Source organism: Staphylococcus sp. GDY8P126P (assembly GCF_017891965.1).
GTDB classification, from domain to species: Bacteria; Bacillota; Bacilli; order Staphylococcales; family Staphylococcaceae; genus Staphylococcus; species Staphylococcus saprophyticus.
In genome coordinates, this window is the sequence record NZ_JAESKG010000001.1 from 319,337 (window position 1) to 345,148 (window position 25,812).

18 protein-coding genes and 1 other annotated feature (1 of these 19 running past the window's edge) are annotated in these 25,812 nt (G+C 33.1%); of the genes, 1 reads left to right on the plus strand and 17 read right to left on the minus strand.

All coding sequences use genetic code 11. The features are described 5' to 3' along the window. Positions 1-96: a binding site (T-box leader), on the minus strand; it reaches 119 nt to the left of the window's first position. Between the two features lie 47 nt (positions 97-143). From dnaI to KA893_RS01655, 11 genes are all read right to left on the minus strand, one after another. Further along, positions 144-1,067 (minus strand): primosomal protein DnaI, encoded by a 924-nt coding sequence (dnaI, locus tag KA893_RS01605; protein ID WP_002483060.1) that lies wholly within the window; start codon positions 1,065-1,067, stop codon positions 144-146. Beyond that, complete coding sequence (locus tag KA893_RS01610) at positions 1,064-2,437, minus strand: replicative helicase loading/DNA remodeling protein DnaB (protein WP_210125534.1); 1,374 nt, start codon at positions 2,435-2,437, stop codon at positions 1,064-1,066. The genes dnaI and KA893_RS01610 overlap by 4 nt, the downstream gene beginning before the upstream one ends. Further along, positions 2,437-2,907, minus strand: a complete 471-nt coding sequence (gene nrdR / locus KA893_RS01615; protein ID WP_011302921.1) for a transcriptional regulator NrdR — start codon at positions 2,905-2,907, stop codon at positions 2,437-2,439. Before nrdR ends, KA893_RS01610 begins: the two co-directional genes overlap by 1 nt. Positions 2,908-3,176: 269 nt before the next feature. After that, positions 3,177-4,202: a type I glyceraldehyde-3-phosphate dehydrogenase gene (gene gap, locus KA893_RS01620; protein ID WP_210125536.1), complete on the minus strand. Its 1,026-nt coding sequence runs from the start codon at positions 4,200-4,202 to the stop codon at positions 3,177-3,179. Positions 4,203-4,473: 271 nt separating this feature from the next. After that, positions 4,474-5,094 carry a dephospho-CoA kinase gene (gene coaE / locus KA893_RS01625; protein WP_002483056.1) on the minus strand — a complete coding sequence of 207 codons (621 nt, stop codon included), beginning with the start codon at positions 5,092-5,094 and terminating at the stop codon, positions 4,474-4,476. A gap of 15 nt (positions 5,095-5,109) precedes the next feature. Then, positions 5,110-5,982, minus strand: coding sequence for a bifunctional DNA-formamidopyrimidine glycosylase/DNA-(apurinic or apyrimidinic site) lyase (gene mutM, locus KA893_RS01630; protein ID WP_002483055.1), 873 nt, complete (start codon positions 5,980-5,982; stop codon positions 5,110-5,112). 15 nt (positions 5,983-5,997) lie between these two features. After that, complete coding sequence (gene polA, locus KA893_RS01635; protein WP_002483054.1) at positions 5,998-8,628, minus strand: DNA polymerase I; 2,631 nt, start codon at positions 8,626-8,628, stop codon at positions 5,998-6,000. Positions 8,629-8,822: 194 nt separating this feature from the next. Further along, complete coding sequence (gene pnpS / locus KA893_RS01640) at positions 8,823-10,511, minus strand: two-component system histidine kinase PnpS (RefSeq protein ID WP_002483053.1); 1,689 nt, start codon at positions 10,509-10,511, stop codon at positions 8,823-8,825. After that, positions 10,511-11,221 (minus strand): response regulator transcription factor, encoded by a 711-nt coding sequence (locus tag KA893_RS01645; RefSeq protein ID WP_002483052.1) that lies wholly within the window; start codon positions 11,219-11,221, stop codon positions 10,511-10,513. Before KA893_RS01645 ends, pnpS begins: the two co-directional genes overlap by 1 nt. 422 nt (positions 11,222-11,643) lie before the next feature. After that, complete coding sequence (gene icd, locus KA893_RS01650; RefSeq protein ID WP_041079995.1) at positions 11,644-12,909, minus strand: NADP-dependent isocitrate dehydrogenase; 1,266 nt, start codon at positions 12,907-12,909, stop codon at positions 11,644-11,646. Positions 12,910-13,019: 110 nt separating this feature from the next. After that, positions 13,020-14,138: a citrate synthase gene (locus KA893_RS01655; protein WP_002483050.1), complete on the minus strand. Its 1,119-nt coding sequence runs from the start codon at positions 14,136-14,138 to the stop codon at positions 13,020-13,022. A gap of 353 nt (positions 14,139-14,491) precedes the next feature. On the opposite strand from KA893_RS01655, the gene KA893_RS01660 reads away from it, so the two are divergent. After that, on the plus strand, positions 14,492-15,853 hold the full coding sequence (locus KA893_RS01660; RefSeq protein ID WP_210125538.1) for an amino acid permease: 1,362 nt from the start codon (positions 14,492-14,494) through the stop codon (positions 15,851-15,853). Between the two features lie 302 nt (positions 15,854-16,155). On the opposite strand, the gene pyk is transcribed toward KA893_RS01660, so the two are convergent. The 6 genes from pyk to KA893_RS01690 all read right to left on the minus strand — a co-directional run bounded on the left by pyk (position 16,156) and on the right by KA893_RS01690 (position 25,798). Next, the gene (gene pyk / locus KA893_RS01665; protein ID WP_002483048.1) at positions 16,156-17,916 is read right to left on the minus strand and encodes a pyruvate kinase; all 1,761 of its coding nucleotides are present in this window, start codon (positions 17,914-17,916) and stop codon (positions 16,156-16,158) included. A gap of 20 nt (positions 17,917-17,936) precedes the next feature. Beyond that, the gene (pfkA, locus tag KA893_RS01670; protein ID WP_037538353.1) at positions 17,937-18,905 is read right to left on the minus strand and encodes a 6-phosphofructokinase; all 969 of its coding nucleotides are present in this window, start codon (positions 18,903-18,905) and stop codon (positions 17,937-17,939) included. Positions 18,906-19,230: 325 nt separating this feature from the next. Then, positions 19,231-20,175 carry an acetyl-CoA carboxylase carboxyltransferase subunit alpha gene (locus KA893_RS01675; RefSeq protein WP_037538295.1) on the minus strand — a complete coding sequence of 315 codons (945 nt, stop codon included), beginning with the start codon at positions 20,173-20,175 and terminating at the stop codon, positions 19,231-19,233. Continuing rightward, positions 20,168-21,034: an acetyl-CoA carboxylase, carboxyltransferase subunit beta gene (accD, locus tag KA893_RS01680; RefSeq protein WP_011302908.1), complete on the minus strand. Its 867-nt coding sequence runs from the start codon at positions 21,032-21,034 to the stop codon at positions 20,168-20,170. The genes KA893_RS01675 and accD overlap by 8 nt, the downstream gene beginning before the upstream one ends. Before the next feature lie 73 nt (positions 21,035-21,107). After that, positions 21,108-22,340 carry an NADP-dependent malic enzyme gene (gene ystJ, locus KA893_RS01685; RefSeq protein ID WP_002483044.1) on the minus strand — a complete coding sequence of 411 codons (1,233 nt, stop codon included), beginning with the start codon at positions 22,338-22,340 and terminating at the stop codon, positions 21,108-21,110. A gap of 254 nt (positions 22,341-22,594) precedes the next feature. Further along, on the minus strand, positions 22,595-25,798 hold the full coding sequence (locus tag KA893_RS01690; RefSeq protein ID WP_210125540.1) for a DNA polymerase III subunit alpha: 3,204 nt from the start codon (positions 25,796-25,798) through the stop codon (positions 22,595-22,597). Between the last annotated feature and the right edge of the window lie 14 nt (positions 25,799-25,812).

Below are 25,812 nucleotides of genomic sequence, written 5' to 3' on the forward strand. Positions count from 1 at the left end.
TTGACGAAGTAGTAATCAATAAATATACCTACCAATTCTCAACAAACATTGGTTCTCTGTGAGGTATCCATTTATTCATCTTGTCTCCGTATTATTTCGTAAGATTTAGATTTAATTATATTATACAACATTTATTTCAAATTTCAATCATTCCGGTAATTTTTTCCTTCTAGATAATACGGTATAGAAAGTGTTTTAATTCGCTCCATAATTCTGGCAGCTTTTGTCTTTTCAGTGCCGTCTCTCGTAACTGAAAGATGATATTCTAATTCTTCGAAACTTAAATTTGAACTGAAGAAAGTTGGCAGTTCTTGAACCATTCTATAATGTAAGAGCGGGCCAATGACTTCGTCTCTTGCCCATGGTGTAATTTCTTCAGCACCAATATCATCCAACATGAGTATATTCGCTTCTCTGACTCTTTGAAGTTTAGACTCAAAACTACCGTCTTTAAATCCGCCTTTTAACGAACGAATAAACTCTGGTAAATAAACAATGGTCGATGGTATTTTTTCAGTTTTCAATTGATTCGCTATAGCACCTAATATAAAAGATTTCCCCGTTCCAAATGGCCCGTGTAGATATAAACCTTTCACTTGCGATTCGTGATTTGTAATTTTGTCGCAGATTTGGTTTGCAGCCATAGCAACATCTAATCTATCTCTTCTGTCCATATAAATATCTTCCAACTTAGCATCTAGTGTGTCGCGTTGCATGTGATGGGATGTAATCAAATGTGCATTAAACTTTTCTTCATCATGCTTGATTTTGCAAGGACAAGGTAAATAGCGAATCTTTATATGATTATTTTCAATGTACAATTCAGGTATGTGTCCTTTAACAAAATTGGGACAATCTTTATAAGCATGACCATCATAATGCTTTTCTTGGTCTTTATATTCTTGCAAAATATTTAAATCTTCATCAATCATTGCATTGGTCAATTCGGACTTATGTTTCTCTAAAAATTGTTTGACGTCTGGATCATTGACGACATCTTTTTTGATTTTTTCGATGCGTTTTGATAAATCATTTGATTCACCCATAATATGGTTGAAAGATTTCATTTATTGTCCTCCTTCCATCTATTTTTTAATTGATTAAGAAATTGTTCTCTATCTTTTTTTAATTTCTCATCATCTTCATCTTTGGATGGTTCATTCGATTGCTTATTGTCGCGTTCTTCTAACCATTTTGGTGTCATTTCTCTGGAAGCTAATTGTTTCTGTTTATAATTACGTTTATTAGATTGGTTTTCTTTCTTAGGCTGATTTACTTTCACGGCGTATTGATATGCTTGTTCTGCTGTTTTAATGCCTTTTTTCTTCCAATTAGATGCAATCTCAAATATATAGGATTTAGGCAGCTTCATATCTTCTTTTAACATTACAAACTGCAATAGAATATTAATAACGCCAAATGATAAATGTTCACGTTCAATCAGTTCTTCAATCATATATTTTTGTTGGGTAGTTGGTTCAGACTCTGACCATGATGCAAGCATATCAATAGGACTTGTTTCCTCCAATTGTTTAAGCCAATTATCATTTTCACTTTCAGTTTCCACTGGTTGATTCTCTAGTTTAGTTTCACTATCCGCTTCTGTTTTAACGTTTAGTGTAGGCAATTGTTGTTCATGCTCCATTAAATAATACGTTCTTGCATGTTTACGCAATTCTTCAAATGACAATTCTTGTGCACTTGTGATGGATTTTAATATGATGCGTTTCATTGCTTCAGGTGTCAATCCATATAATGTAGCAATTTGTGTGATTAATATTTTAGCATCTTTATCAATTATTTTTGTACTTATAAAATGGCTTTGTAATAAATCGTAAAGTGTCTCAAAATCAAACTGAACTTGACTTAAGTTTAAACCAGTATATGCTGTTTCTTTTATTTCTATACCATCATTTTCCACCGTTTTATTTGGCACTTTAAATACATCAGTGAACGTACGAGTCACATCTTGATATTGACAATAATCAATACGCTGATCACTCTCGAAATGCCGTTTGAGTTGTTGATAACGTTGTTTACTTACCTCACTATATAAATAAACAGATAACATAGGGTCGTTAAAAAATTGTTTCGCAGAAGGTGGTTGAATCAAATCATAAATAAACGATGAATGTTGCGCACTGTGATTAACATATGATTTAACAAGGCCTGTACCTTCTAACAAATCCATTTCTTTTCTGAATTCCAACAAATTTATTTTTAATTCACTCATTATAATATAGTGAGTTAAAACAGTATCAGAACCAACTTCCGCAAATTGATTCAAGTAATGATATAAACCAATCGCATTCATACCAATCATGGGCGTAAACAATCTATTTAATATTTCTAAATGGTTATTATTTAAATTAAAATCACGAACAACATTGAAATTATCATGTGGTCTCAAACCATAATCGTAGGATTGTAACCCCATTAAGAATCACTCCGTTTATTTTCAGCTAAAATACCTTGCATAGATTGTAGTAACTGGTCTACATCCTTAAATTCCTTGTATACAGATGCAAATCTTACATACGATACTTGATCTACATGCATCAATAAATTCATAACATGTTCACCAATTTCTCTTGATGAAATTTCAGCACGACCCTCATCACGTAATTTCCATTCGACATTATTTGTAATGTCTTCTAATTGTTCATATCGTACTGGTCTTTTCTCACATGAACGAACTAAACCATTTAATATTTTTTCTCGTAAAAATTGCTCACGTGTACCGTCTTTTTTAACTACGATGAGTGGTCTTTTTTCTATATGTTCAAAAGTAGTGAACCTTGTTTCACACTCTTCACATTCTCTTCTACGTCGAATCGCATTAACTTCATCTGCATGTCTAGAGTCCACAACACGAGAATGAGTCGAATTACATTTCGGGCATTTCATCGAATTATCACCCTCTCTTTTTGATTACCTTACATTATACTATAAATATGCAAGTCACAAAAGATTCGCTATTACACTATATCTATATCGTATAGCATAATTCAAAAGAAACGCCGTATAATTAAGATTTATTAACTTTAAAGCTAATATTAACGAAGAAATAATAATAAAATTAAAAACGCCTCGTAATATAGTTTATAAATTAACAACTATGTTACGAAACGTTTTAGATAATTATTTTTAAAATTTGTAATCGCTATTTTTGAAAATTAATTTGCTACAGCTGCAACATCGTTTTTAAGTAATTGTCCAATTTGTGTGGCAACATCAACTACTCTATTAGAATAGCCCCATTCATTGTCATACCATGCAATCACTTTAACTTTATTATCTCCCATTACCATTGTACTTTGTGTATCGATAATGGCCGAATGTGGATTCGTGTTAAAGTCCATTGAAACGAGTGGTGCATCTTCGGTAGAAATGACACCTTGTAAATCATTCGCTTCAAAAGCTTCGTTCACTTGTGCTGCTGTTACATTTTCATTTAAATCAACCACTAAATCAACGAGTGATACATTTTTTGTAGGTACGCGTAAAGCCATTCCATGTAATTTCCCTTCTAATTCTGGCAATACTTCTTTCAATGCTTTAGCAGCACCAGTTGAAGTTGGAATAATACTTTCATTACATGAACGTGCACGTCTTAAATCTTTATGTGGATTATCAATATTATTTTGGTCATTGGTAATGGCATGTACAGTTGTCATCAAGCCATTTTGGATACCAAATTGATCATTTAATACCTTTGCAACCGGACCGATACAGTTTGTAGTACATGAAGCGTTGCTAAAAATATCATATTTCTCAATATCTAATTGGTCATTATTAACGCCTTTGACAATCATTTGTACATCTCCACCCTTAGATGGACCTGTTAACAATACTTTTTTAGCACCAGCTTTAATATGTGCTATCGCTTTATCTCCATGGTTAAATTTACCTGTTGCTTCTATTGCAACATCTATATCTAATTGCTTCCATGGTAAATTTTCAGGATTTCTATCAGAAACTAATTGAATTTCGTGATCATCAACTTTAATTCCCGATTCTATTGGCTCTACTTTAAAATCATAAACGCCATGTGTTGTATCATAATTTATTAGATGTGCAATTGTTTCCGGTGGGTAACTCGCATTTATCGCCACTACATTTAAATCTTCATTTTTTAGTGCGATTCTCAACACCATTCTACCTATTCTACCCATTCCGTTAATTGCTATATTTGTCGTCATTCGAAGCACCCCTCGCCTTAGTGTTATACTTTATGGAAATAGTATAACATAAATATTTATTTAGGAAAGCGTTTTCTATAATAAATTTAAAAACTTTAGCATTAAGGCTTTTATGTTTTCTAATATTAATCAGTAAGATTTTCGTATATATCCTATTCTCACTTATGTATTTCCTTAAATATTAATAATAAAAACACTTAAGTTATTAGAACGTCTCTTATATAAAACCACCCAATTATCAAAGATAATTGGGTGGTTGTAATCACTTTTATTAAAGTACATCTTCAGAATGACTCTCTATATAGCCTTCTTCTAATAATAAATTTTCTAAATTTTGTTTTAGTTCTAATTTTGTATCACGATTATCTATTTCATGGTCTGCCATTCTACGTTTTTTATCTATAGAAATTTGACTATAAACACGTGCTTTCGCTTCTTCCATTGAAATATTATTTCGTTCCATCAATCTATCGATTTGTATACTTTCTGAAGTATATACTAACCAGACTTCATCGACAGTATCTTGTAAATTATTCTCAAATAATAATGGAATATCCATAATGACATGATAACCTTCGCTTAAGTATTGTGCTTTTTCTTTTTCCATAATTTCTCGCACAATAGGATGTACGATTTCATTTAATTCTAATCTCTTTTCAGGTTGATTAAATACTACTTCGCCTACATAAGCTCTATTCATTTCACCATTTTCATCAATAGCTTGCTCACCAAAGGCTTCTTTCACACGTTCTAGGCCTTTTGTACCTTTTTCTACTGCTTGACGTGATGCAATATCTGCATCTACGATTTTAAAACCATGTGCACTTAATAGTTCTGATACCGTAGATTTACCTGATGCGATACCACCAGTTAGTCCTATAACTTTCGGCATATTCTCACTCTTCCTTTATTGTTGACAAGTTGGACAAAAATGACTATTTCTCGTTGCAATTACTTGTGTTGCAATGTCATCGCCACAAACTTTACAAACTTTTTGTTTATATACGTTTAGGTGTTGCTGCATTGTACCTGTACTACCATCAGCATGACGGTAATCTGAAATGCTTGTTCCACCATATTTTATACCCGCTTCCAGTACTTCTCGAACATAATAGAATAACATTTCTCGTTCCTGATGATTTAAATCTTTTGGTAATCTAGCTGGATGAATACCTGATCTAAATAATGCCTCGCAAGCATATATATTTCCACATCCTGATATGACACGGTGGTCTAGAATCATTTGTTTGATTGGTTTATTTTGATATAACTTTTTATCAAACCAAGCCAAATAATGTGCCATAGCTTCTTTTTCAAAAGGTTCTGGGGCAATTTCTAAAAATGATGGGTAAGCTTCAAATGAAGCAACGTTTCTAATTTCACCAAAGCGTCTAATATCTGAATACACAAGTAATTTGTCATTATCTAATTTAAATATGACATGCCAGTGTTTGCGATAATTTGGCACACTAATATCTTCAAGCTTATCTACGACAAAAAATCCACCAGCCATACCTAAATGACTTATTAGAATTCGCTTATCTCCATCTTTTTCTAAATAGAAGACAATATACTTACTTCTTCGCTCAATATCAACAATCGTATAAAGCCTAGTGAATCGTTTAAAAGTATCAAGCTCCATACCTTTAATAATGGTTTCTCTATGATTCGCTTTTCCTTCTTGTACTTTATCAGAAAAGAGAATAGATTCTATTTTTTGCCCTTTTACAAATGGCTTAATGCCTCTTGTTACATGTTCTACTTCAGGTAATTCAGGCACTTGTTCACCTACTTTCTATTTTGCGTCATACCATGTCTTACCATAACTTGTTTCAACTTTGAGTGGTACGTCTAATGCCAATGCATTATCCATTATTTCTTCTATAAATTCACTAAAAGCCTCTACTTCATCTTTAGGTAATTCAAAAATTAATTCATCGTGTACTTGTAATAATAATTGCGCATGAAAATCAGTATGTTTAACTTCATTTACAAAATTAACCATTGCCAATTTGATAATATCTGCGGCACTGCCTTGTATCGGTGTATTCATAGCCGTTCTTTCCGCAAAACCACGTAAATTAAAGTTTCTACTAGTGATGTCCGGAATATAACGACGGCGATGTAATAGTGTCTCAACATAACCTTGCGCTTTACAATCTTTAACAATATCTTCCATATATTGTTTCACACCAGGGAAACTATCGAGATAATCATCAATAAACTGCTTTGCTTGTTTACGTGTAATACCTAAACTTTGACTTAACCCATAGTCGCTTATGCCATATACGATACCGAAATTTACTGCTTTCGCTTGTCTACGCATTAGACTATCAACTTCATCTGGCTGTACATTAAATACTTTCATAGCAGTTGCTGTATGAATATCTTCATCATTGATGAATGCTTGTTTCATGCTCTCATCTTGAGTAATATGTGCAAGTACACGTAATTCAATTTGCGAATAGTCAGCTGAGAAGATGACATTGTTATCGTCACTAGATTTAAATGCCTTTCTAATTCTTCGACCTTCTTCTAAGCGAATTGGAATATTTTGCAAGTTAGGATCTACAGATGACAATCTACCCGTTTGTGCAAGTGTTTGATTAAAACGCGTATGAATGCGATTATCTTCACTAATCACTTTTTGCAGTCCTTCTACATAAGTAGATTGTAGTTTTGATAATGTTCTGTACTCTAAAATATAGTCGATAATAGGATGTTGTCCTTGTAGTTGCTCTAGTACATCTACGGCCGTAGAATAACCTGTTTTAGTTTTTTTAATAACAGGTAATTCTAATGTTTCAAATAGTACCACGCCTAATTGTTTTGGTGAGTTAATATTAAATGGTTCGCCAGCCGCGTTATAAATATTATCAATTAGTACATCAAGTTTCGCTTGAATTTCTTTTTCCATTTCTTGCAAATCGGTTGCTACTGTGTAAATGCCAGTTTCTTCCATTTCACTTAAAATACGTGCTAACGGTAATTCTAAATCATCTAATAAGTTAGTTTGATTATATTCTTCTAACTGCGCTTCCATTTTTGGTTTAGTTTTGTTAATTGCTTCGATAATCGTTCCAACGTGATGATCTAAAATATCATCCTCAGGTACATGTCTTTTTTTACCTTTACCAAAAACTTCTATACTTTCTTTCACATAATGTTGATCAAAATACGAAACCACAGAATTCACATCATCAATTGTGCGAGATGGATCGATAATATAACTCGCGAGCATAACATCAAAAACGATATGTTTAATAGCTATGTCTAAGCGATGTGCAACAATATATGATTTTTTAGCATCATAGACGATTTTTTCTGTCTTATCATTTTCTAACCAAGCTATCAATTCCGGATAGTCATGAACCTTATCCGCATCAATGACAACATGATTTGATCCATCATATAAAGCAAATTTCAAAATATCATCTTTCAAATAATTCGATCCATCTAATTCAAAATGAATAGTGGCTTCTGATAATTCATTAAAATCTACATTACTAAAATCCGATGTAATTTCAAGTTCTAATTCTTCAGCAGAAGTATGCGTGCCCTCTACATCGACTTGATCTAAAAGCTGCTTAAATTCAAGTTTTTTAAAGATATCAATTTTTGCTGTTGAATCAGGACTTTCAGGTAACTTCGTATCTGCTAAAGTGACTTCTATAGGGCTATCACAGTTGATTGTAGCAAGTTCTTTACTCATTAAAGCATCAGATTTACTATTTTCTAGTTTTTCTTTTAATTTTTTACCAGACACTTCTTCAATATGATTATAAACATTTTCAACAGTAGAAAATTGCTTCAATAACTTGATTGCTGTTTTTTCACCAACCCCAGCCACGCCAGGAATATTATCTGATGCATCGCCCATCAATCCTTTCATATCAATGATTTGATTTGGGACTAAGCCATCATATTTTTCAGCAATAAATTCAGGCGTATAATGATCAACATCTGTTACGCCTTTTTTTGTGTAATAGATTGTTACATCATCTGTAGCTAACTGCGTCAAATCTCGATCACCTGTAACAATTATTGTTTCAAATTTTTCTGCATTTGCCTGTTTACTTAATGTTCCTATAATATCGTCAGCTTCATAATTGTCTAATTCGTATCGTTTAATTTGATACGCATCTAACAATTGTCTGACATATGGAAATTGTTCACTTAGTTCCGGTGGTGTTTTTTGACGTCCACCTTTATATTCACTATATTGTTCATGTCTAAATGTTGTTTTTCCTGCATCAAATGCAACAAGAAAATGTGTAGGCTGTTCTTCTTTAATTATTTTCTCAAGTAACATCGCAAAGCCATAAACAGCATTGGTATGTATACCTGCCTTATTTTGTAAAAGTGGTAAAGCATAAAAAGCTCTAAAGCTCAGACTGTTACCATCAATTAAGATTAATTTATTCAATATTTTAACCTCCAACACATATTTATATTTATTTTAGCATAAAAAACTCCCGTAACTGTATTGATACGTCATATTTGCGATATTCAAATAAATATTAACGAAATAAAAAAGCCGGTCAAATACCATTTAGGTTATCTGACCGTTATATACATATAAGCTACTTTGATTTTAAAATTATAACATGTGTCACAACGTTATTCGAAAAATGTGACTCTAAAAGTAGAGCCTTCATTAGGGCGACTAAAGACATTAATACGTCCATTATGTGCTTCCATAATGTGTTTGGTTATTGAAAGTCCTAAACCAGTACCGCCTGAATCTCTACTTCTCGCTTTATCTACGCGATAAAACCTTTCAAAAATATGCTGCTGATCCTCAGTACTAATACCAATACCAAAATCTTGGACTTCCATGATACGTTTGTTTGCATCTTTATATACACGTACAATCACTTCACTTGATGCTTTAGAGTAACTCACGGCGTTAGACAACAAATTCAAGGCCACTTGTGATACTTTATCTTTATTTGCATCAATGACTATGTCAGGTTTAATTTCATTAACAATTGTGATTTGCTTTTCTTCTGCAATATTTTGCATATTCTTAATTGTGCTTTCTGCGATTTCCGAAAGACTCACATATTCTGTTACAATTTCTGTTTGTTGCTCAACATGTGAGAGATCTAATAAATCAAACACTAATGTTTCTATGCGATCTGATTCTTTAGAAATAATTTTTAAAAATTCATTTAACGTCTGTTCATCGTTTTTTGCACCATCTAATAATGTTTCTGCAAAACCTTTGATAGACGTAATTGGTGTTTTTAATTCATGTGACACATTAGCAACAAATTCTCTTCTCAAATTTTCTAGTTTTTTAAGATTCGTAATATCGTGTAACACAATCACCATACCATATAAATTTTTCTTTGTTTTAGAAAGAATCGGTACACAAGATGTGTCAAAATATTTTTGATGAACTTGATCAATTGTTAATTCAATTTGATCATATATTGGCTTTTCTACTTTAAATGCTTCGATAATAAGTTTTTGCAGTGTCAAATCTACAAAGTCAACATAACTTTTATGCTCTACAGCTTCTTCAGGTGTAAAAACATTATAAAATGATTTGTTAGCTACAACGATTTCACCATATTTATCAATCATCAATATGGAACTTGGTATATTTTCTACCGTAGTTTTTAATCGATTAGATTGAAGTTTTTGTTTGTGATTTAATCTTTGCAACCTGCGAGCAAGTTCATTCGTCGTTACAAATAACTCTTTGGTTTCTTTGACATTACTTTCAGGTACTCTCACATGGTAATATCCTTCTGCTAACAGGTTCGTTGCATAAGTCACTTCATTAATTGGTCTAATATAAGTCCGGTTAATACTTCTAACAACTAAAAATATGATGATAATCACAAATAAACCAATCAGTGCAATATATTTCCACATTTGAATCTGTAATTCTAATATCTCATTATTTATTCCACTAAGGTATACATCTTTATCATCAATAGTGGTTTTAAATGTATATCTGCGATCATCATTTTCTTTATCATAGATTAATCGAGATGGATTTGCTTCATTTTTTATATCCTCATTTATTTGTGTTCCTTGATTTGTGGAAAACAAGACATCGTTACTTTCCTCTATTTTAACTGTAAGCTTTTCACTTTTAGCAATATCAGTCATCTCATTTTCTTTGTCATTCTTATATAGTTTGACTAGATGATCAGCTTGATGTTCCAAATCACCTTCTTGAGCTGAAGAAGCTGTATTATATATTGCATGTGTAATAATTGCACCTAAAGCTAAAAAACTTATAATAACGATGGTACATAATAAAAATAAAAGTCGTTGATGAAACTTTAACATTAGACTTTAGGTCTCTCCAATTTATAGCCTAACCCACGAACTGTCTTAATTAGTTTGGGTTGTTTTGGATTTTCTTCTAATTTATCTCTTAAATGACTTATATGTACATCCACAATTCTAGAATCACCAGCGAATTCATAATTCCAAACAGAGTTCAACATATGCTCACGTGTGATAACTCTGCCTTGACGCTCAATTAAATACAATAATAATTCAAATTCTTTTGGTGTTAATTCAAGCAATTCATCTTCTCTATATACTTCAAAATATTCAGGTCGAATTCTTATCGAACCAATGAGTATGTCATCTTCATCATTTTCAACTGGTGCCGCCTCATTTACGATTGCAGACCTTCTTAATATTGCCTTTACTCTGGCAACAACTTCTCTTGGTGAAAATGGTTTAGTCATATAATCATCTGCGCCTAACTCTAGACCTAGAACACGATCAAACTCATCATCTTTGGCAGTTAGCATAAGTATAGGTACAAGATTTTTATCAGAACGTATTGATTTACAAACTTCAATTCCATCTTTTTTAGGAAGCATTACATCCAAGACAATCAATTCTGGGTTTGTAGCATTTACTTTTTCTAATGCCTCTTCACCATCATAGGCTACTTCTACTATGTATCCAGCTTGTTCTAAATTATATTTTAATAAGGTTACAATTGATTGCTCATCATCTACTACTAGTACTTTTTGTGACATAGTATACCTCCATATTTTTGTTTACAAATTAATTATAACTTAATTTTTAATAAAAATAACATAGTTTAAAATTTTTTAACATAAACTTTACAAAGCAAGTAATAACAATCTATGTAAATATTTTTTGAAACTTTTGTAATTTTGCTTTAAACAATGTATTACGCTATTTATAACTGAAGTCATTATTGAAAACAATATATTGCGTTAATAGAATCTTAACACTATATACATAATATGAACACCTAAATAAGCGTTTTCATTTACTCTGTGTATTTTATTCCAACCCTATCTCACATAGACTCCCTTAGTTATCAAAGAGTTTTAGTAGCCAATTGATATAAAAAGACGAAATTCCATAAGTGAGAATTTCGTCTTTTTTAATATATGCTAAATGTATGCTTTCAGACTTAATTTTAACTGAATTATAGATTTTTAATTAATTCATCAGCAAAGTCAGATGTAGAAACTTCCTTCGCACCATCCATTAAACGAGCAAAGTCATAAGTAACTACTTTAGACGCGATTGTTTTTTCGATAGATGCAGTAATTTTATCTGCAGCTTCTTGCCATCCTAAATGTTCTAACATTAATACGGCACTTAAAATTTCTGATGATGGATTCACTTTATTTAAGTCAGCATATTTAGGCGCAGTACCATGTGTTGCTTCAAAAATAGCATGTCCAGTTTCATAATTTATATTTGCTCCTGGAGCTATACCGATACCACCAACTTGTGCTGCTAATGCATCTGATACATAGTCACCATTTAAATTCATAGTAGCAACAACATCGTGATCTGACGGACGCGTTAAGATTTGTTGTAGGAAGATATCAGCAATTGAATCCTTCACTATAATTTTACCATCTTTTTCAGCTTGTTCTTGAGCCGCATTCGCTTTGTCTTTACCTTCTTTTTCAACGATTTCATCATATTGTTGCCATGTAAATACTTTGTCACCAAATTCGTTATGCGCTACATCATAACCCCATTGTTTAAATGCGCCCTCAGTAAATTTCATGATATTACCTTTGTGGACTAATGTTAATGATTTACGGTTATTGTCTAACGCGTATTGAATCGCTGCACGAACTAAACGCTCTGTACCTTCTTTTGATACTGGTTTAACACCAATACCTGATGTTTCAGGGAATCTAATATTTTTAGCGCCCATTTCATCTTGTAAAAAGTCGATTAGTTTTTTAACTTCTGGTGTGCCTTCTTTAAATTCAATACCAGCATAAATGTCTTCAGTGTTTTCACGGAAGATAACCATGTCTGTATCTTCTGGACGTTTAACTGGTGATGGAACACCTTGGAACCAACGTACTGGACGTAAGCATGTGAATAAATCTAATTCTTGTCGTAACGCAACGTTAAGTGAACGAATACCGCCACCAATTGGTGTAGTTAAAGGCCCTTTGATAGCAATTAAATATTCTTCAATTGTATCAAGCGTTGCTTGTGGTAACCATTCACCTGTTTCATCATAGGCTTTTTGGCCTGCCAATACTTCTTTCCATTCAATTTTCTTTTCACCATTATAAGCTTGCTCTACTGCAGCATCGATTACTCTGCTTGCTGCTTTCCAAATATCTGGTCCAATACCATCACCAATAATAAATGGGATGATTGGATTATTTGGTACTGTTAAACCTTCATTTGTTTTTGCTACTTTTTCGCCTGCCATGTATAAAAACCTCCGTGTATTTGAATTATATTTTAATTGCGCTAACTAAAATAATACTTATTTATATAAAGCAACTCACTTATTTATGAGTAGTGATGCCTCTATCTGACTTATCTTTCTTCAATCGGTTCGTATGTTCTGTTTGTTTCACCAATATATTGTGCTCTTGGACGCATAATTCTATTATCTCTATATTGCTCTAAGATATGTGCAATCCAACCTGAAGTTCTGCTTACTGCAAAAATTGGTGTAAATAAATCATGTTCAATGTTCATACTATGATAAACAGTCGCACTAAAGAAGTCGACATTTGCAATTAAACCTTTTTCGGCTTTCATTTTATCTGCAATTTTAACTGAGATATCAAACAATTGACTTTGCCCAGTTTCAGCAGTGATTTTTCTACTCATTTCTTTTAAGTATTTTGCTCTTGGATCGCCATCTTTATATACACGGTGTCCAAAGCCCATAATTTTTTCTTTATTTTTTATTTTGTTATCAATGTAATCATCAACTTCATCAATGGATTTCACTTCAGATAACATGCTCATTACACGTTCATTTGCCCCACCATGTAATGGACCTTTTAATGAGCCAACTGCTGCAACAATACCTGAATACATATCAGATAAAGATGAAACAGCACATCTTGCTGTAAACGTAGATGCGTTTAGTTCGTGATCCGCGTGTAATACAAGTGCTTTATTAAAAGCTTCAATTTCGATATCACTAGGTAATTCTCCTCTTAACATATATAAAAAGTTACCTGCATAGTTTAAATCTTTATTTGGTTTTACAGCTTCTTTGCCTTCTCTAACACGCGCATATGATGTAACAAGCGAAGCTATTTTAGCTTGAATACGAATAGCTCTTTCCATTGTTCTGCTTTCATCTTCGTCTTCAGCATGTTCATCAAAATGAGCGATATATGAAACAGACGTTCTTAATGCTGTCATTGGATGTACGTTACCTGTAGCGTATTCTTTAAAATGACTATACACTCTAGGATTTAATATCATATATTCAAAGAGCTTTTCTTTAAGTTCTTTCAATTCTTCTTCATTAGGTAATCGATAATGCCAAAGTAAATAGATAACTTCTTCAAATTCAGCATTTTGTGCTAAGTCATCAATATCATACCCAGCATAAGTTAATTGGCTGTCGATGATGGAACTCACTTTCGTTTCAGCTGCAATTACCCCTTCTAAACCTTTTTGTAACTCTGCCATATATAATTCCCCTTTTCTATTCGTTATGAAATGGCTTTCATAAACCATTATATCCAATTTTAGAACTTTTGTGAATATTTAGGTTTTAATTTCCTTACCAATTCAATAAGAAATATGTTTTTGTCTATATGCCCATAAACACGCATCTATCTATATACGTTGTTATAGATATATTTTAATATGTAAGCACGCACACTTCAATTTTTATACCTTTTCAATTGGTTATCATGATTAATAACAAATTATTAATGTACTATTATACTGTGTTCTGTATGATATCGTTTCAGAAAATAGTTGTTTTATTTTATATTGCATAGCATAATAATAAATAACTAAATAAAGGAGTCTTATATATGGCAAAACAACAGTTACAAAGAGAACTAAGTAATCGTCACATTCAGCTCATTGCAATCGGGGGTGCAATCGGAACTGGATTATTCTTAGGTGCTGGTCAAACAATTGCATTAACTGGCCCGTCTATTTTACTTACGTATATCATAATTGGTTTTATGTTATTTATGTTTATGCGTGGCTTGGGAGAAATATTAATTACTAATACTAATTTTAAATCCTTTGCAGATGTTACCAACCATTACATAGGTCCATTTGCTGGCTTTGTTACTGGCTGGACATACTGGTTATGTTGGATCATTACTGGTATGGCCGAAGTAACCGCAGTTGCAAAGTATGTTAGCTTTTGGTTTCCAAACATACCAAACTGGATGAGTGCTCTATTTTGCGTACTTGTCTTAATGTCACTTAATCTATTAAGTGCTAAATTATTTGGAGAATTAGAATTTTGGTTTTCTATAATAAAAATTGTTACAATCATTGCTTTAATCGTAGTGGGCGCTATTATGATTATCATGGCTTACAATACTCAGTTTGGGCAAGCATCTTTAACTAACTTGTACAATAATGGTATTTTCCCTAAAGGTATCAGTGGTTTTGTTATGTCATTCCAAATGGCACTATTCTCATTTGTAGGAATTGAACTTATTGGTGTAACCGCGGGCGAAACTAAAGATCCCACTAAAACATTACCAAAAGCAGTTAACAGTGTACCGACACGTATATTAATATTTTATGTTGGTGCTTTAGCAGTCATCATGTCAATTATTCCATGGAATCAAATCAATCCAGACGAAAGTCCTTTTGTAAGGCTCTTCGCACTAATTGGCATACCATTCGCAGCCGGTATTATAAACTTTGTAGTATTAACAGCAGCCGCATCATCTTGTAATAGTGGTATTTTTTCAAACAGCCGAATGCTCTTTGGATTATCGTCACAAAAACAAGCGCCACCGTTTTTCAATAAAACAAATAAAAACGGTGTGCCACATATAGCGATATTCGTTTCATGTGGATTACTAATGATTGCTGCTTTATTGAACTATATTATACCGAACGCAACACTTGTATTCACATATATTACCACTGTTTCTACGGTACTATTCATTGTAGTTTGGGCGTTAATTACAGTGGCTTATATAAACTATCACCGTAAAAATCCAGAATTACACAAAAATGCGTCATTTAAATTACCAGGTGGTAAATACATGGGATATGCTATATTAGTATTCTTTATATTAGTGTTTAGCTTACTATTCGTAAATACGTATACAAGAATTGCAGTATTTCTTACACCGATTTGGTTTATTATTTTAGGTTTAATGTATATGCGCTATAAACAAGTATCAAAATCACAACAATAAAAACCGATTATGACTGAGCAAATTTAAACTTTATTAAAATATTTTAAGAGAGTTGGACAGAAATCCAATTTTCTAATATAGCATTCGTAACCTGTCTTAGGTTAGAATGACTAAATGAATAAGAGTCTGGGACAAAAATAAATGTCTCAGACTCTTTATTTTTATTGCACATATTGATCTGTCGTTGATATTTAAATGAGTAATAGATTCAAACTATATACATAGTAGTTTGTTATCAAAAAGAAAGCCTCGACATGACGTCGAGGCTTCCTACATATTATATTATGAATTAAATTATATTTTTAAAGTACGTTTGCATAACCTTCAAAGATTTTTCCTTGGTTTGCATCTACTGTAATGAGTACATCACTTTGAATTTCAGATGTAGCGTTCTCAACGCCTACTACGGTAGGAATACCTTTTTCTAATCCTATAATTGCACTTGGAGATGTAATGCCATTTTCTTCAGTAATGAGTCCGATTGCATTTTCAATATATGGTACAAGCGTCTCATCTACAGAACTTGTTACAATTATAGATTCTGATAAGTCTTTGCCTTCTAGTTCACTAGCATCTTTAACTACTAGTGTTTTACCTACTACAGAACTTCTACCAATACCTTGTCCTTTAGCTAGTTCATCACCAACTAAATGTAATTTCATCATATTCGTTGTACCTTTTTCACCAGTTGGTACACCAGCAGTAATAATAATTAGGTCACCATTTTGAACTCTTTCAGTTTCAACGGCTGTTGCTACTGCATTATTTAATAATGCATCAGTTGTTTTACGTCCTTCTTTAACGACTGGGAAAATACCCCATACTAAAGCACACTGACGCGCAGTTTCTGCATTAGGTGTAACTGCAATAATGTCAGATTGTGGACGATATTTAGAAATTGTACGGGCAGTTGAACCACTTTCAGTAGCAGCTACGATTGCTTTGACGTTTAAGTTTAAAGCAGTATGAGCAACTGAAACACCAATAGCATTGACTAATGAAGTTTCAACTAATTTTGTACGGTCAGATAATAATTTTTTATAATCTTGTGCTGCTTCTGCTGATACAGCTATATTACGCATTGTTTTAACTGCTTCTTCAGGGTATTGACCTGCAGCTGTTTCACCAGAAAGCATAACCGCATCTGTACCATCGTAAATTGCGTTCGCTACGTCACTTGCTTCTGCACGTGTCGCACGTGGATTACGTTGCATAGAGTCTAACATTTGTGTAGCAGTTATAACTGGTTTACCTAATTTATTACATTGTCTAATTAAATCTTTTTGCACCATTGGTACTGATTCAGGTGGAATTTCAACACCCATATCACCACGAGCAACCATTAAACCATCAGAAACTTCTAATATTTCTTTAATATTATCAATACCCTCTTGGTTTTCAATCTTAGGTATAATGCTGATATTTTTATTTTGCTTCGCTTCTAATAATTTACGAATATCTAATACATCACTTGGACGACGTACAAAGCTCGCTGCAATGAAATCAACGCCTTCACTAATTCCAAAGTTAATGTCGTCAGCATCTTTATCTGTAATACCAGGTAAGCTTACTTTGACACCAGGTAAGTTTACGCCTTTTTTGTTTTTTAATTCTCCAGTATTAAGTACATCACATAATACTTCACCGTTTGCTTTATCGATTGATTTAACTTGTAATTCAATTAAACCATCATCTAATAAAATATATGAACCTTCTTCAACATCATTGATTAAGTTTTCATACGTTACTGAGAATTTTTCAGGAGTACCTTCAACTTCAGTCATGCTTACGGTAACTTCAGAACCTTTTTCAAGTTCAATAAGCCCATCTTTCATGTTGTGTGTACGTATTTCTGGTCCTTTTGTATCAAGTAAAATTGCAACTGTTTTGCCTAATCTTTTAGAAACTTTACGAATTGATTCAATTCTAGTTTTATGTTCAGCATGGTCACCATGCGAGAAGTTTAAGCGCGCGACATTCATTCCAGCCTTAATTAATTTTTCAAGCATTTCTTCAGATTCGGACGCAGGTCCAATAGTACAAACAATTTTAGTTTTTCTCATTATTATTTCCTCCCAGTATTTTAAATAGATAATTCGTTCGTTAGCGCATAAGTTTCAAAATCAAACTCATGTTCATGTGATCTAAATATCTCTTCAAAAGGTGTATCAGTTAATTCATTATTACGAATTCCAACACCAATAGCAGATTTTCCATCTAACAGTAAATCAACTGCATGTCCGCCTAATCGTGATGCAAGCACTCTATCTGCACCACTTGGGCTACCACCACGTTGAATGTGGCCTAGCACTGACACACGTGCATCAACATTGATATATTTAGTCAATTCTTCTGCACATACTTCACCTGACATGCAACCTTCTGCGACCATCACGATCGAGTGTTTTTTGCCACGTTTGATTCCATTATCAATCTTTTCTGCTATATCTTTGATGTCTGTCTCAACCTCTGGAACAATAATAGTTTCAGCACCAACGGACAAACCAGCCCAAAGCGCTAAATCACCACAATCGCGTCCCATAACTTCAATGATGAAAGTTCTTGCATGACTAGATGCTGTATCACGAATTTTATCTACACATTCAATTATAGTATTTAATGCCGTATCAAATCCAATTGTAAAGTCCGAACCATTGATATCATTATCAATCGTACCTGGTATTCCAATCGTCTGTATTTCAGGACATTCTTCACTTATACGCTGTGCACCTCTGTAGCTACCATCTCCACCAATAACTACAAGCCCCTCAATGCCTCTCTTACGTAGATTTTCTATACCTTTTTTACGGACTTCTGCTTCTTTAAATTCTGGACATCTTGCAGAATATAAAAATGTTCCACCTCGTTGAATTGTGTCACCTACTGAACCGAGTTCAAGTTTCTCGATATCATCGTTTAATAATCCTTGATAGCCTTGATAAACACCATAGACTTCAATATTATTGTAAATCGCTTTTCTAACCACAGCTCTTACCGCTGCATTCATGCCTGGAGAATCTCCACCACTTGTCAACACTGCAATTTTTTTCATGACGACATACCTTTCTAACATGTATTTCTTACTCTAAAAATACCATAAAATCTAAGCTGTTGCCATTAAAATAGGGCTTCGTGACAAATGTAAACGTTTTAAATATAAGTATTCGATAATTGTACATATAGTAAGCGTTTCCTTATAAGTTCCTAAAATTACTTGAATACTTATGTACTATTTACCTTAATTCGAATTATCGTAAACAAATCATAAATCTATAGCAATTGCTTCATTTTGTAAAAATAACAAAAAGCTTAGACAATAGAAATTATTATCTTAGCTTTCAACATATTTAACACGAATATCAAAAACATCAGACACTTTATTCTGTATACGAACCTATTGTTCTAAATTTTTGATATCTATCTTCAACTAATTCTTCTTGCGTTAATTGGTTCAATTCTGATAAATGCGATTCAAATGTGCGTTTGATACTTTGTGCTTGTGTTTCGACATCATGATGTGCGCCACCTAAAGGTTCTTTGATAACTTCATCCGCTATATTTAATTCATATAAATCTTCGGCAGTAATCTTCATTGTTTCTGCCGCGATTTTAGCTAGATTACTATCTTTCCAAAGTAAAGCGGATGCACCTTCTGGAGAAATAACAGAATATGTACTGTTTTCTAACATTAGGATGCGATTGGTAATGCCTAAACCTAGTGCACCACCACTTCCTCCTTCGCCGATAACAATAGAGATGACTGGTACAGTTAGCGAAGCCATTTCAACTAAGTTTCTGGCTATTGATTCACTTTGACCTCGTTCTTCTGCCGCTTTACCCGGATATGCACCTTTTGTATCAATAAATGAAAAAATCGGTCTATTGAATTTTTCAGCTTGTTTCATCAATCTAAGTGCTTTTCTATAACCTTCTGGATGCGCCATTCCAAAATTGCGATATATGTTATCTTTTGTATCTTTACCACGTTGTTGACCCACTATTGTAACTGCTTGTCCATTAAGATAGCCGATACCACCAATCATAGCTGGATCATCTCTATAATTTCTATCCCCATGTAATTCGATGAATGAATCAAATATGTGCGGGATATAGTCTAAAGATGTTGGTCTTTCTTGTAAACGCGCTAATTGCACACGATCCCATGGTTTCATATTGGTATATACTTTTTCGGTTTCTCTTGCTAATGAAGCTTCCAACATGTCAATTTCTTCTTGTAAATCAACATCATTTTTTTCTTGAGATTCTTTCAAAGATTCAATTTTATTTTTTATTTCAAAAAGCGGCTTTTCAAAATCAAGCATTTGTTTTCACCTCTTGGTGCATTTTTAGAATATTAGATAATGTCGCTTTCATTTCTTTTCTATGTACGACTTTATCTAATTGTCCGTGTTCTAATAAAAACTCTGCAGTTTGGAAATCGTCTGGTAATTTTTCATTTATAGTTTGTTCAATGACACGTCTACCTGCAAAACCAATTAATGCTTTTGGTTCACTTATGTTGATATCACCAACCGAAGCAAAACTAGCAGAAACGCCTCCAGTTGTAGGATTTGTTATATACGAGATATATAATAATCCAGCATCTGCATGTCTTTTTAAAGACACACTTGTTTTACCCATTTGCATTAAAGAGATAATACCTTCCTGCATTCTTGCACCACCACTTGCTGAAAACAATATGAATGGCAATCTATTTTCAGTACAGTGTTCAATGATTCTACAAATTTTTTCACCTAATACAGAGCCCATGCTTCCCATTCTAAATCGCGCATCCATAACTGCCACACCAAATGTCATACCATCTAATTGTGCTGTGCCAGTCACTACAGCTTCATTCAAACCAGTTTTTTGTTGGTCTTTTTGAATTTTTTCTTCATAGCTTGGGAAGTCCAATGGATTAGCAGAGGTCATTCCTTTATCAAATTCCGTAAATGTCCCTTCATCTGATATAGCTTCTATACGATTGTGTGCAGTTAACGCAATATGATGATCACAATTAAAGCAAACATTCAAATTTTCTGCTAGTTCTTTTGTATACATAATTTTTTTACACTTAGGACATTTAGTCATAATACCTGCTGGTACATCACTTTGTTTTGAATCAGATACTGTTACATACTTTTTCTTTTTACTGCTTCTATTGAAAAAATCTTTAAACATTGGTAAACCTCCACTTAACCATCGCTTAGTTACTCACTACCAATTCGGTTTTTGTAATCAGCGTTAATGAATATTATTTATCTAAGTCTGTTAATTTCATTGTTTTATTATATATCTCTTCTGGATCTACATCTACTCTTGCTACACCAGATTCCATCGCTGCTTTAGCTACTTCTCGAGCAACAGATGGTGCAACACGTTTATCAAACGGACCTGGAATACAATAGTCCGGATTTAACTCTTCTGGTTTGATTAAATCAGCAATAGCCTCAACAGCTGCTTGCTTCATTTCTTCATTGATATGTGTTGCTTCAACGTCTAATGCCCCTCTAAATATGCCTGGGAATGCTAAGACATTATTAATTTGGTTTGGAAAATCTGAACGTCCTGTACCGATGACTTTAGCACCTGCAGCTTTCGCTACATCCGGTTTTATTTCAGGATTTGGATTAGCCATTGCAAAAATAATTGGATCGTCAGCCATTGATTCAACCATTTCTTTAGACAATAAATCTGCCACAGAAACCCCAATAAATACATCGGCATCTTCAATCACATCATTCAAACTGCCCTCTATTTTGTCTCTATTCGTCCATTTAGCTACATAAGCTTTCGTGTCATTCATACCAAACGAACGTCCCTCATAAATTGCGCCTTTTGAATCACACATAATCATATTTCTTACACCATAAGAATAAAGTAATTTAATAATCGCAATACCAGCGGCACCAGCGCCATTCAATACGACTTTAATGTCCGATAAGTCTTTATCTACGATTCTCAATGCATTGATCATACCTGCAACTGTTACAATGGCAGTACCATGTTGATCATCATGAAACACAGGGATTTTAGTTTCCTTTTTTAATCTTTCTTCAATTTCAAAGCAACGAGGTGCTGAAATATCTTCAAGATTAATACCACCATAATTGGGTTCAAGTAATTTTACAGTATTAATGATTTCTTCGGTATCCGTCGTATTCAGTGCAATTGGCACACCATCTATACCGGAAAAACTTTTAAACAACACTGCTTTACCTTCCATAACCGGTATACTTGCCTCAGCCCCTATGTTTCCAAGTCCTAATACCGCAGTACCATCAGTAACAACAGCGACGGTATTGCTTTTCATTGTATATTCAAATACTTTACGAGGGTCCTCATGTATTTCTTTACAAGGTTCAGCTACACCTGGCGAGTATGCCAAGCTCAATTCTTCTTTATTAGTCACCTTTACTTTAGGTGAAACCTCTAATTTCCCTTGATTTTTTCTATGCATTTCTAATGCTTCGTCTCTTAATGTCATGTAATCCACCCCTTACATCCAATTAGTTTAAAATAACATTCATATACATTTTTATTACAATCTAACCCAAATTACAAATGATATCGTTAACAAATTGTTATTTTCATTCGCACGTTAATGTTTGTAATAAAAACATATAGATATATAAACTATTATATATTTTTTCACTCTTAATTTTTATAAAAATTAAAACTGATGGCAAGTTTATGCTTTACCATCAGTTAACTATACCATAGTTTATAGTGCGGTTAAAGTTAAATAATTCTAATATCTCGGGGTGATAAAAGTTGGATTAATTTACTTAATAATTCATTATCTCGTGTTATGAAACCAATTGTTTCTATATTGTTTTGGCTTTCATCAAAATAGTTAACCGGAATTTGATTTTGCCCTTTATCGTTAGTTAATAATTGATCCAATTTAGATTCACTATCCCATTTTCGAACAACAACTTGTTGCGCTTCGTCAAATTTAGTTTGCTCAAAATGATCCATGGTATCCACTTGATTTAATATCAGTTGTTGTTTATTATTTCTATTCTCAAACTTACCTCTTACGACTAACATTTTAGAAGTATTTAAATCGATTTCATATTTTTTAAAGGTATCCGGGAATACGACACCATCCAAATTATTGATACCATCATTTAAAGTTACAAATGCCATATTTTGCCCATTTTTCGTTCTAATACGCTTAAATTGATCTATTTGAACAAAAATGGGTTTATTATCTTGTGCGTTAGCAAGCTTATAAATACCCAAATATTGCTTTTGTTCAAATGCTTTTTCTACTGGATGTGTAGATACATAAAACCCTAAATATTCTTTCTCATATTCACTTAACATATGATCTGGTAGCTCTTCTTTTTCTTCATAAGAAGCTTTAGGTGTTAGTACATCAAAAATAAAACCATCTTGTTCAATATCAGAGATATCATCCAGCACTTGATCTATAGCATTTAACAGCGTCGCTCTATTCTTGCCAAAAGTATCAAATGCCCCCACTAAGATAAGAGATTCAAGTAATTTTCTAGTTTTAATTCGTTTAGGTATCCGTCGCGTGAAATCAAAAAAGTCTTTATAGAAACCATTTGCTTTTCTTTCTTCTACAATTAATTTAACACTTTGATAACCTACACCTTTAATTGCACCAATAGATAGGTAGATACCTTTTTTTGTGGCCTTGTAGAACCAATGACTGTAATTAATATTAGGTGGTAATATATTAATTTTTTGATGTTTAGCCTCATCAATCATTTGCGCTGTTTTCTTTTCGCTTCCAATAGCATTACTTAAAATATTGGCATAAAAATAATTAGCATAATGTACCTTTAAATAACTCATAATGTATGCAATTTTTGAATAACTCACGGCATGCGCACGAGCAAAACCATAATCCGCAAATTTTAAAATCAAATCAAAAATCTGTTTACTTAAATTCTCGTCATACCCATTTTTCAAAGCGCCATTCACGAAATGTTGCCTTTCACTTTCTAATACCGCTCTGTTCTTTTTACTCATTGCACGTCTTAAGATATCCGCTTCACCATAACTAAAATTGGCAAATTTACTCGCAATTTGCATTATTTGTTCCTGATAAATAATAACGCCATAGGTCGTTTTTAATATAGGTTCTAAATCTGGATGTAAATATTGCACCTTCTCTGGATGATGTCGTCTTGATATATAGGTCGGAATTTCTTCCATTGGCCCTGGTCTATAAAGTGATGTGACAGCGACTATATCTTCAAAGTGTTCAGGTTGTAATTTTTTTAATACATTTCTAATACCATCAGATTCTAATTGGAAGATACCTGTTGTATCCCCTTGTGACAACAAGTGAAATACGTTTTCGTCATCGAATGGAATTTGTTCTATATCCACATCTATATTCAAATCATGTTTCACTTGTTTTACTATTTGATGAATGATTGAGAGATTACGCAAACCTAAAAAGTCTATTTTTAATAAACCTATTCTTTCTGACTCAGTCATTGTCCATTGAGTCAATAGACCTGTATCACCGAGCGTTAATGGTGCATATTCATATAATGGATGATCATTAATAATAATACCTGCTGCATGAGTCGAAGTATGCCTAGGTAACCCTTCTAATTTCTTACAAATATCAAACCATCGTTCATTCCTATGATTACGATGAACAAACTGTTTAAATGGCTCCTGTGAATATGCGTCGTCTAATGTTATGCCAAGTTTATGTGGAATTAATTTAGAAATTTCATTTAGTGTGATTTCTTCGAACCCCATAATTCTCCCCACATCCCTAGCCACTGCCCTTGCAAGCAAATGACCAAAAGTCACAATACCAGCGACATGGGTTTCACCATATTTCTCTTGAACATATTGGATGACTTTATCTCTATGTGTATCTTCAAAATCAATATCTATATCTGGCATTGTTACACGTTCAGGGTTTAAAAAACGTTCAAATAACAGATTATATTCAATAGGATCGATTGTTGTTATATTTAATAAATAACTTACAAGTGAACCTGCAGCTGATCCACGTCCTGGACCGACTAATACATCATTGTTCTTAGCGTACTGAATTAAATCACTTACGATTAAAAAGTAGTCTTCAAAACCCATTTTAGTGATAATTTGATATTCATGCTCTAAACGTGTTTGATAAAGTTCCTTTTTGTTTAGTGGTAAATTTAATTGCTGAAGATTATCTGCTAGTAATTGCCATAAAAAAGCATCCGATTGTTGTTGATTTGGTGTTTTATATTTTGGTAACAAAGATTGATGATAAATCATTTCCGCCTGACAAAGTGTTTCGAGTTGATTTGTTTGTTCCCAAACCGCATCATCGATTGACAAACCTTGTAATTCAACATTTGAATATAGATGTTCATTGTAATCCGTTTGTTCACTCACTAAATCTAATTTACTATTCTCCTTTATTGCGGCCATGGCAGAAAGCGTATCTGAATCTTGGGAATTTAAATAACGCGTGCTTTGTGCCCAAACTATTGGTAAGTCAAAAGTGACTTTACTCGTATGATTTACAAAGACGTGCGCATGTTCCGAAAAGTTTGAAATAATTGCTTCATGAGATTCAGTTACATTTTTAAAAATAATAACGAAATGACTTTCATATTTTTTTAACCATTCTATCGGTGTTTCCACTTTCTCTTTCATTTTAATTGCCGATGATAGTTTAAATAAATCTTTTAATCCTAAGTTATTTTGCGCCAATACGATTGTTTCAAGCTCTGACAAACCATCTGTAAGATTAATTGTCATACCAAAGATTGGATGAATATTTGCAGCAATACATGCGTCATAGAATTGCGGAAGTCCATACAAAACATTCGTATCAGTAATTGCGAGCGCTGTATAGCCTTCTTGTGCAGCCTTCGCAACAACATCCTTAATTCTAATACTTGAATTTAATAAATCATATGTCGTATGAATGTTTAAATGCGCAACCATTTGCAAATACCTCC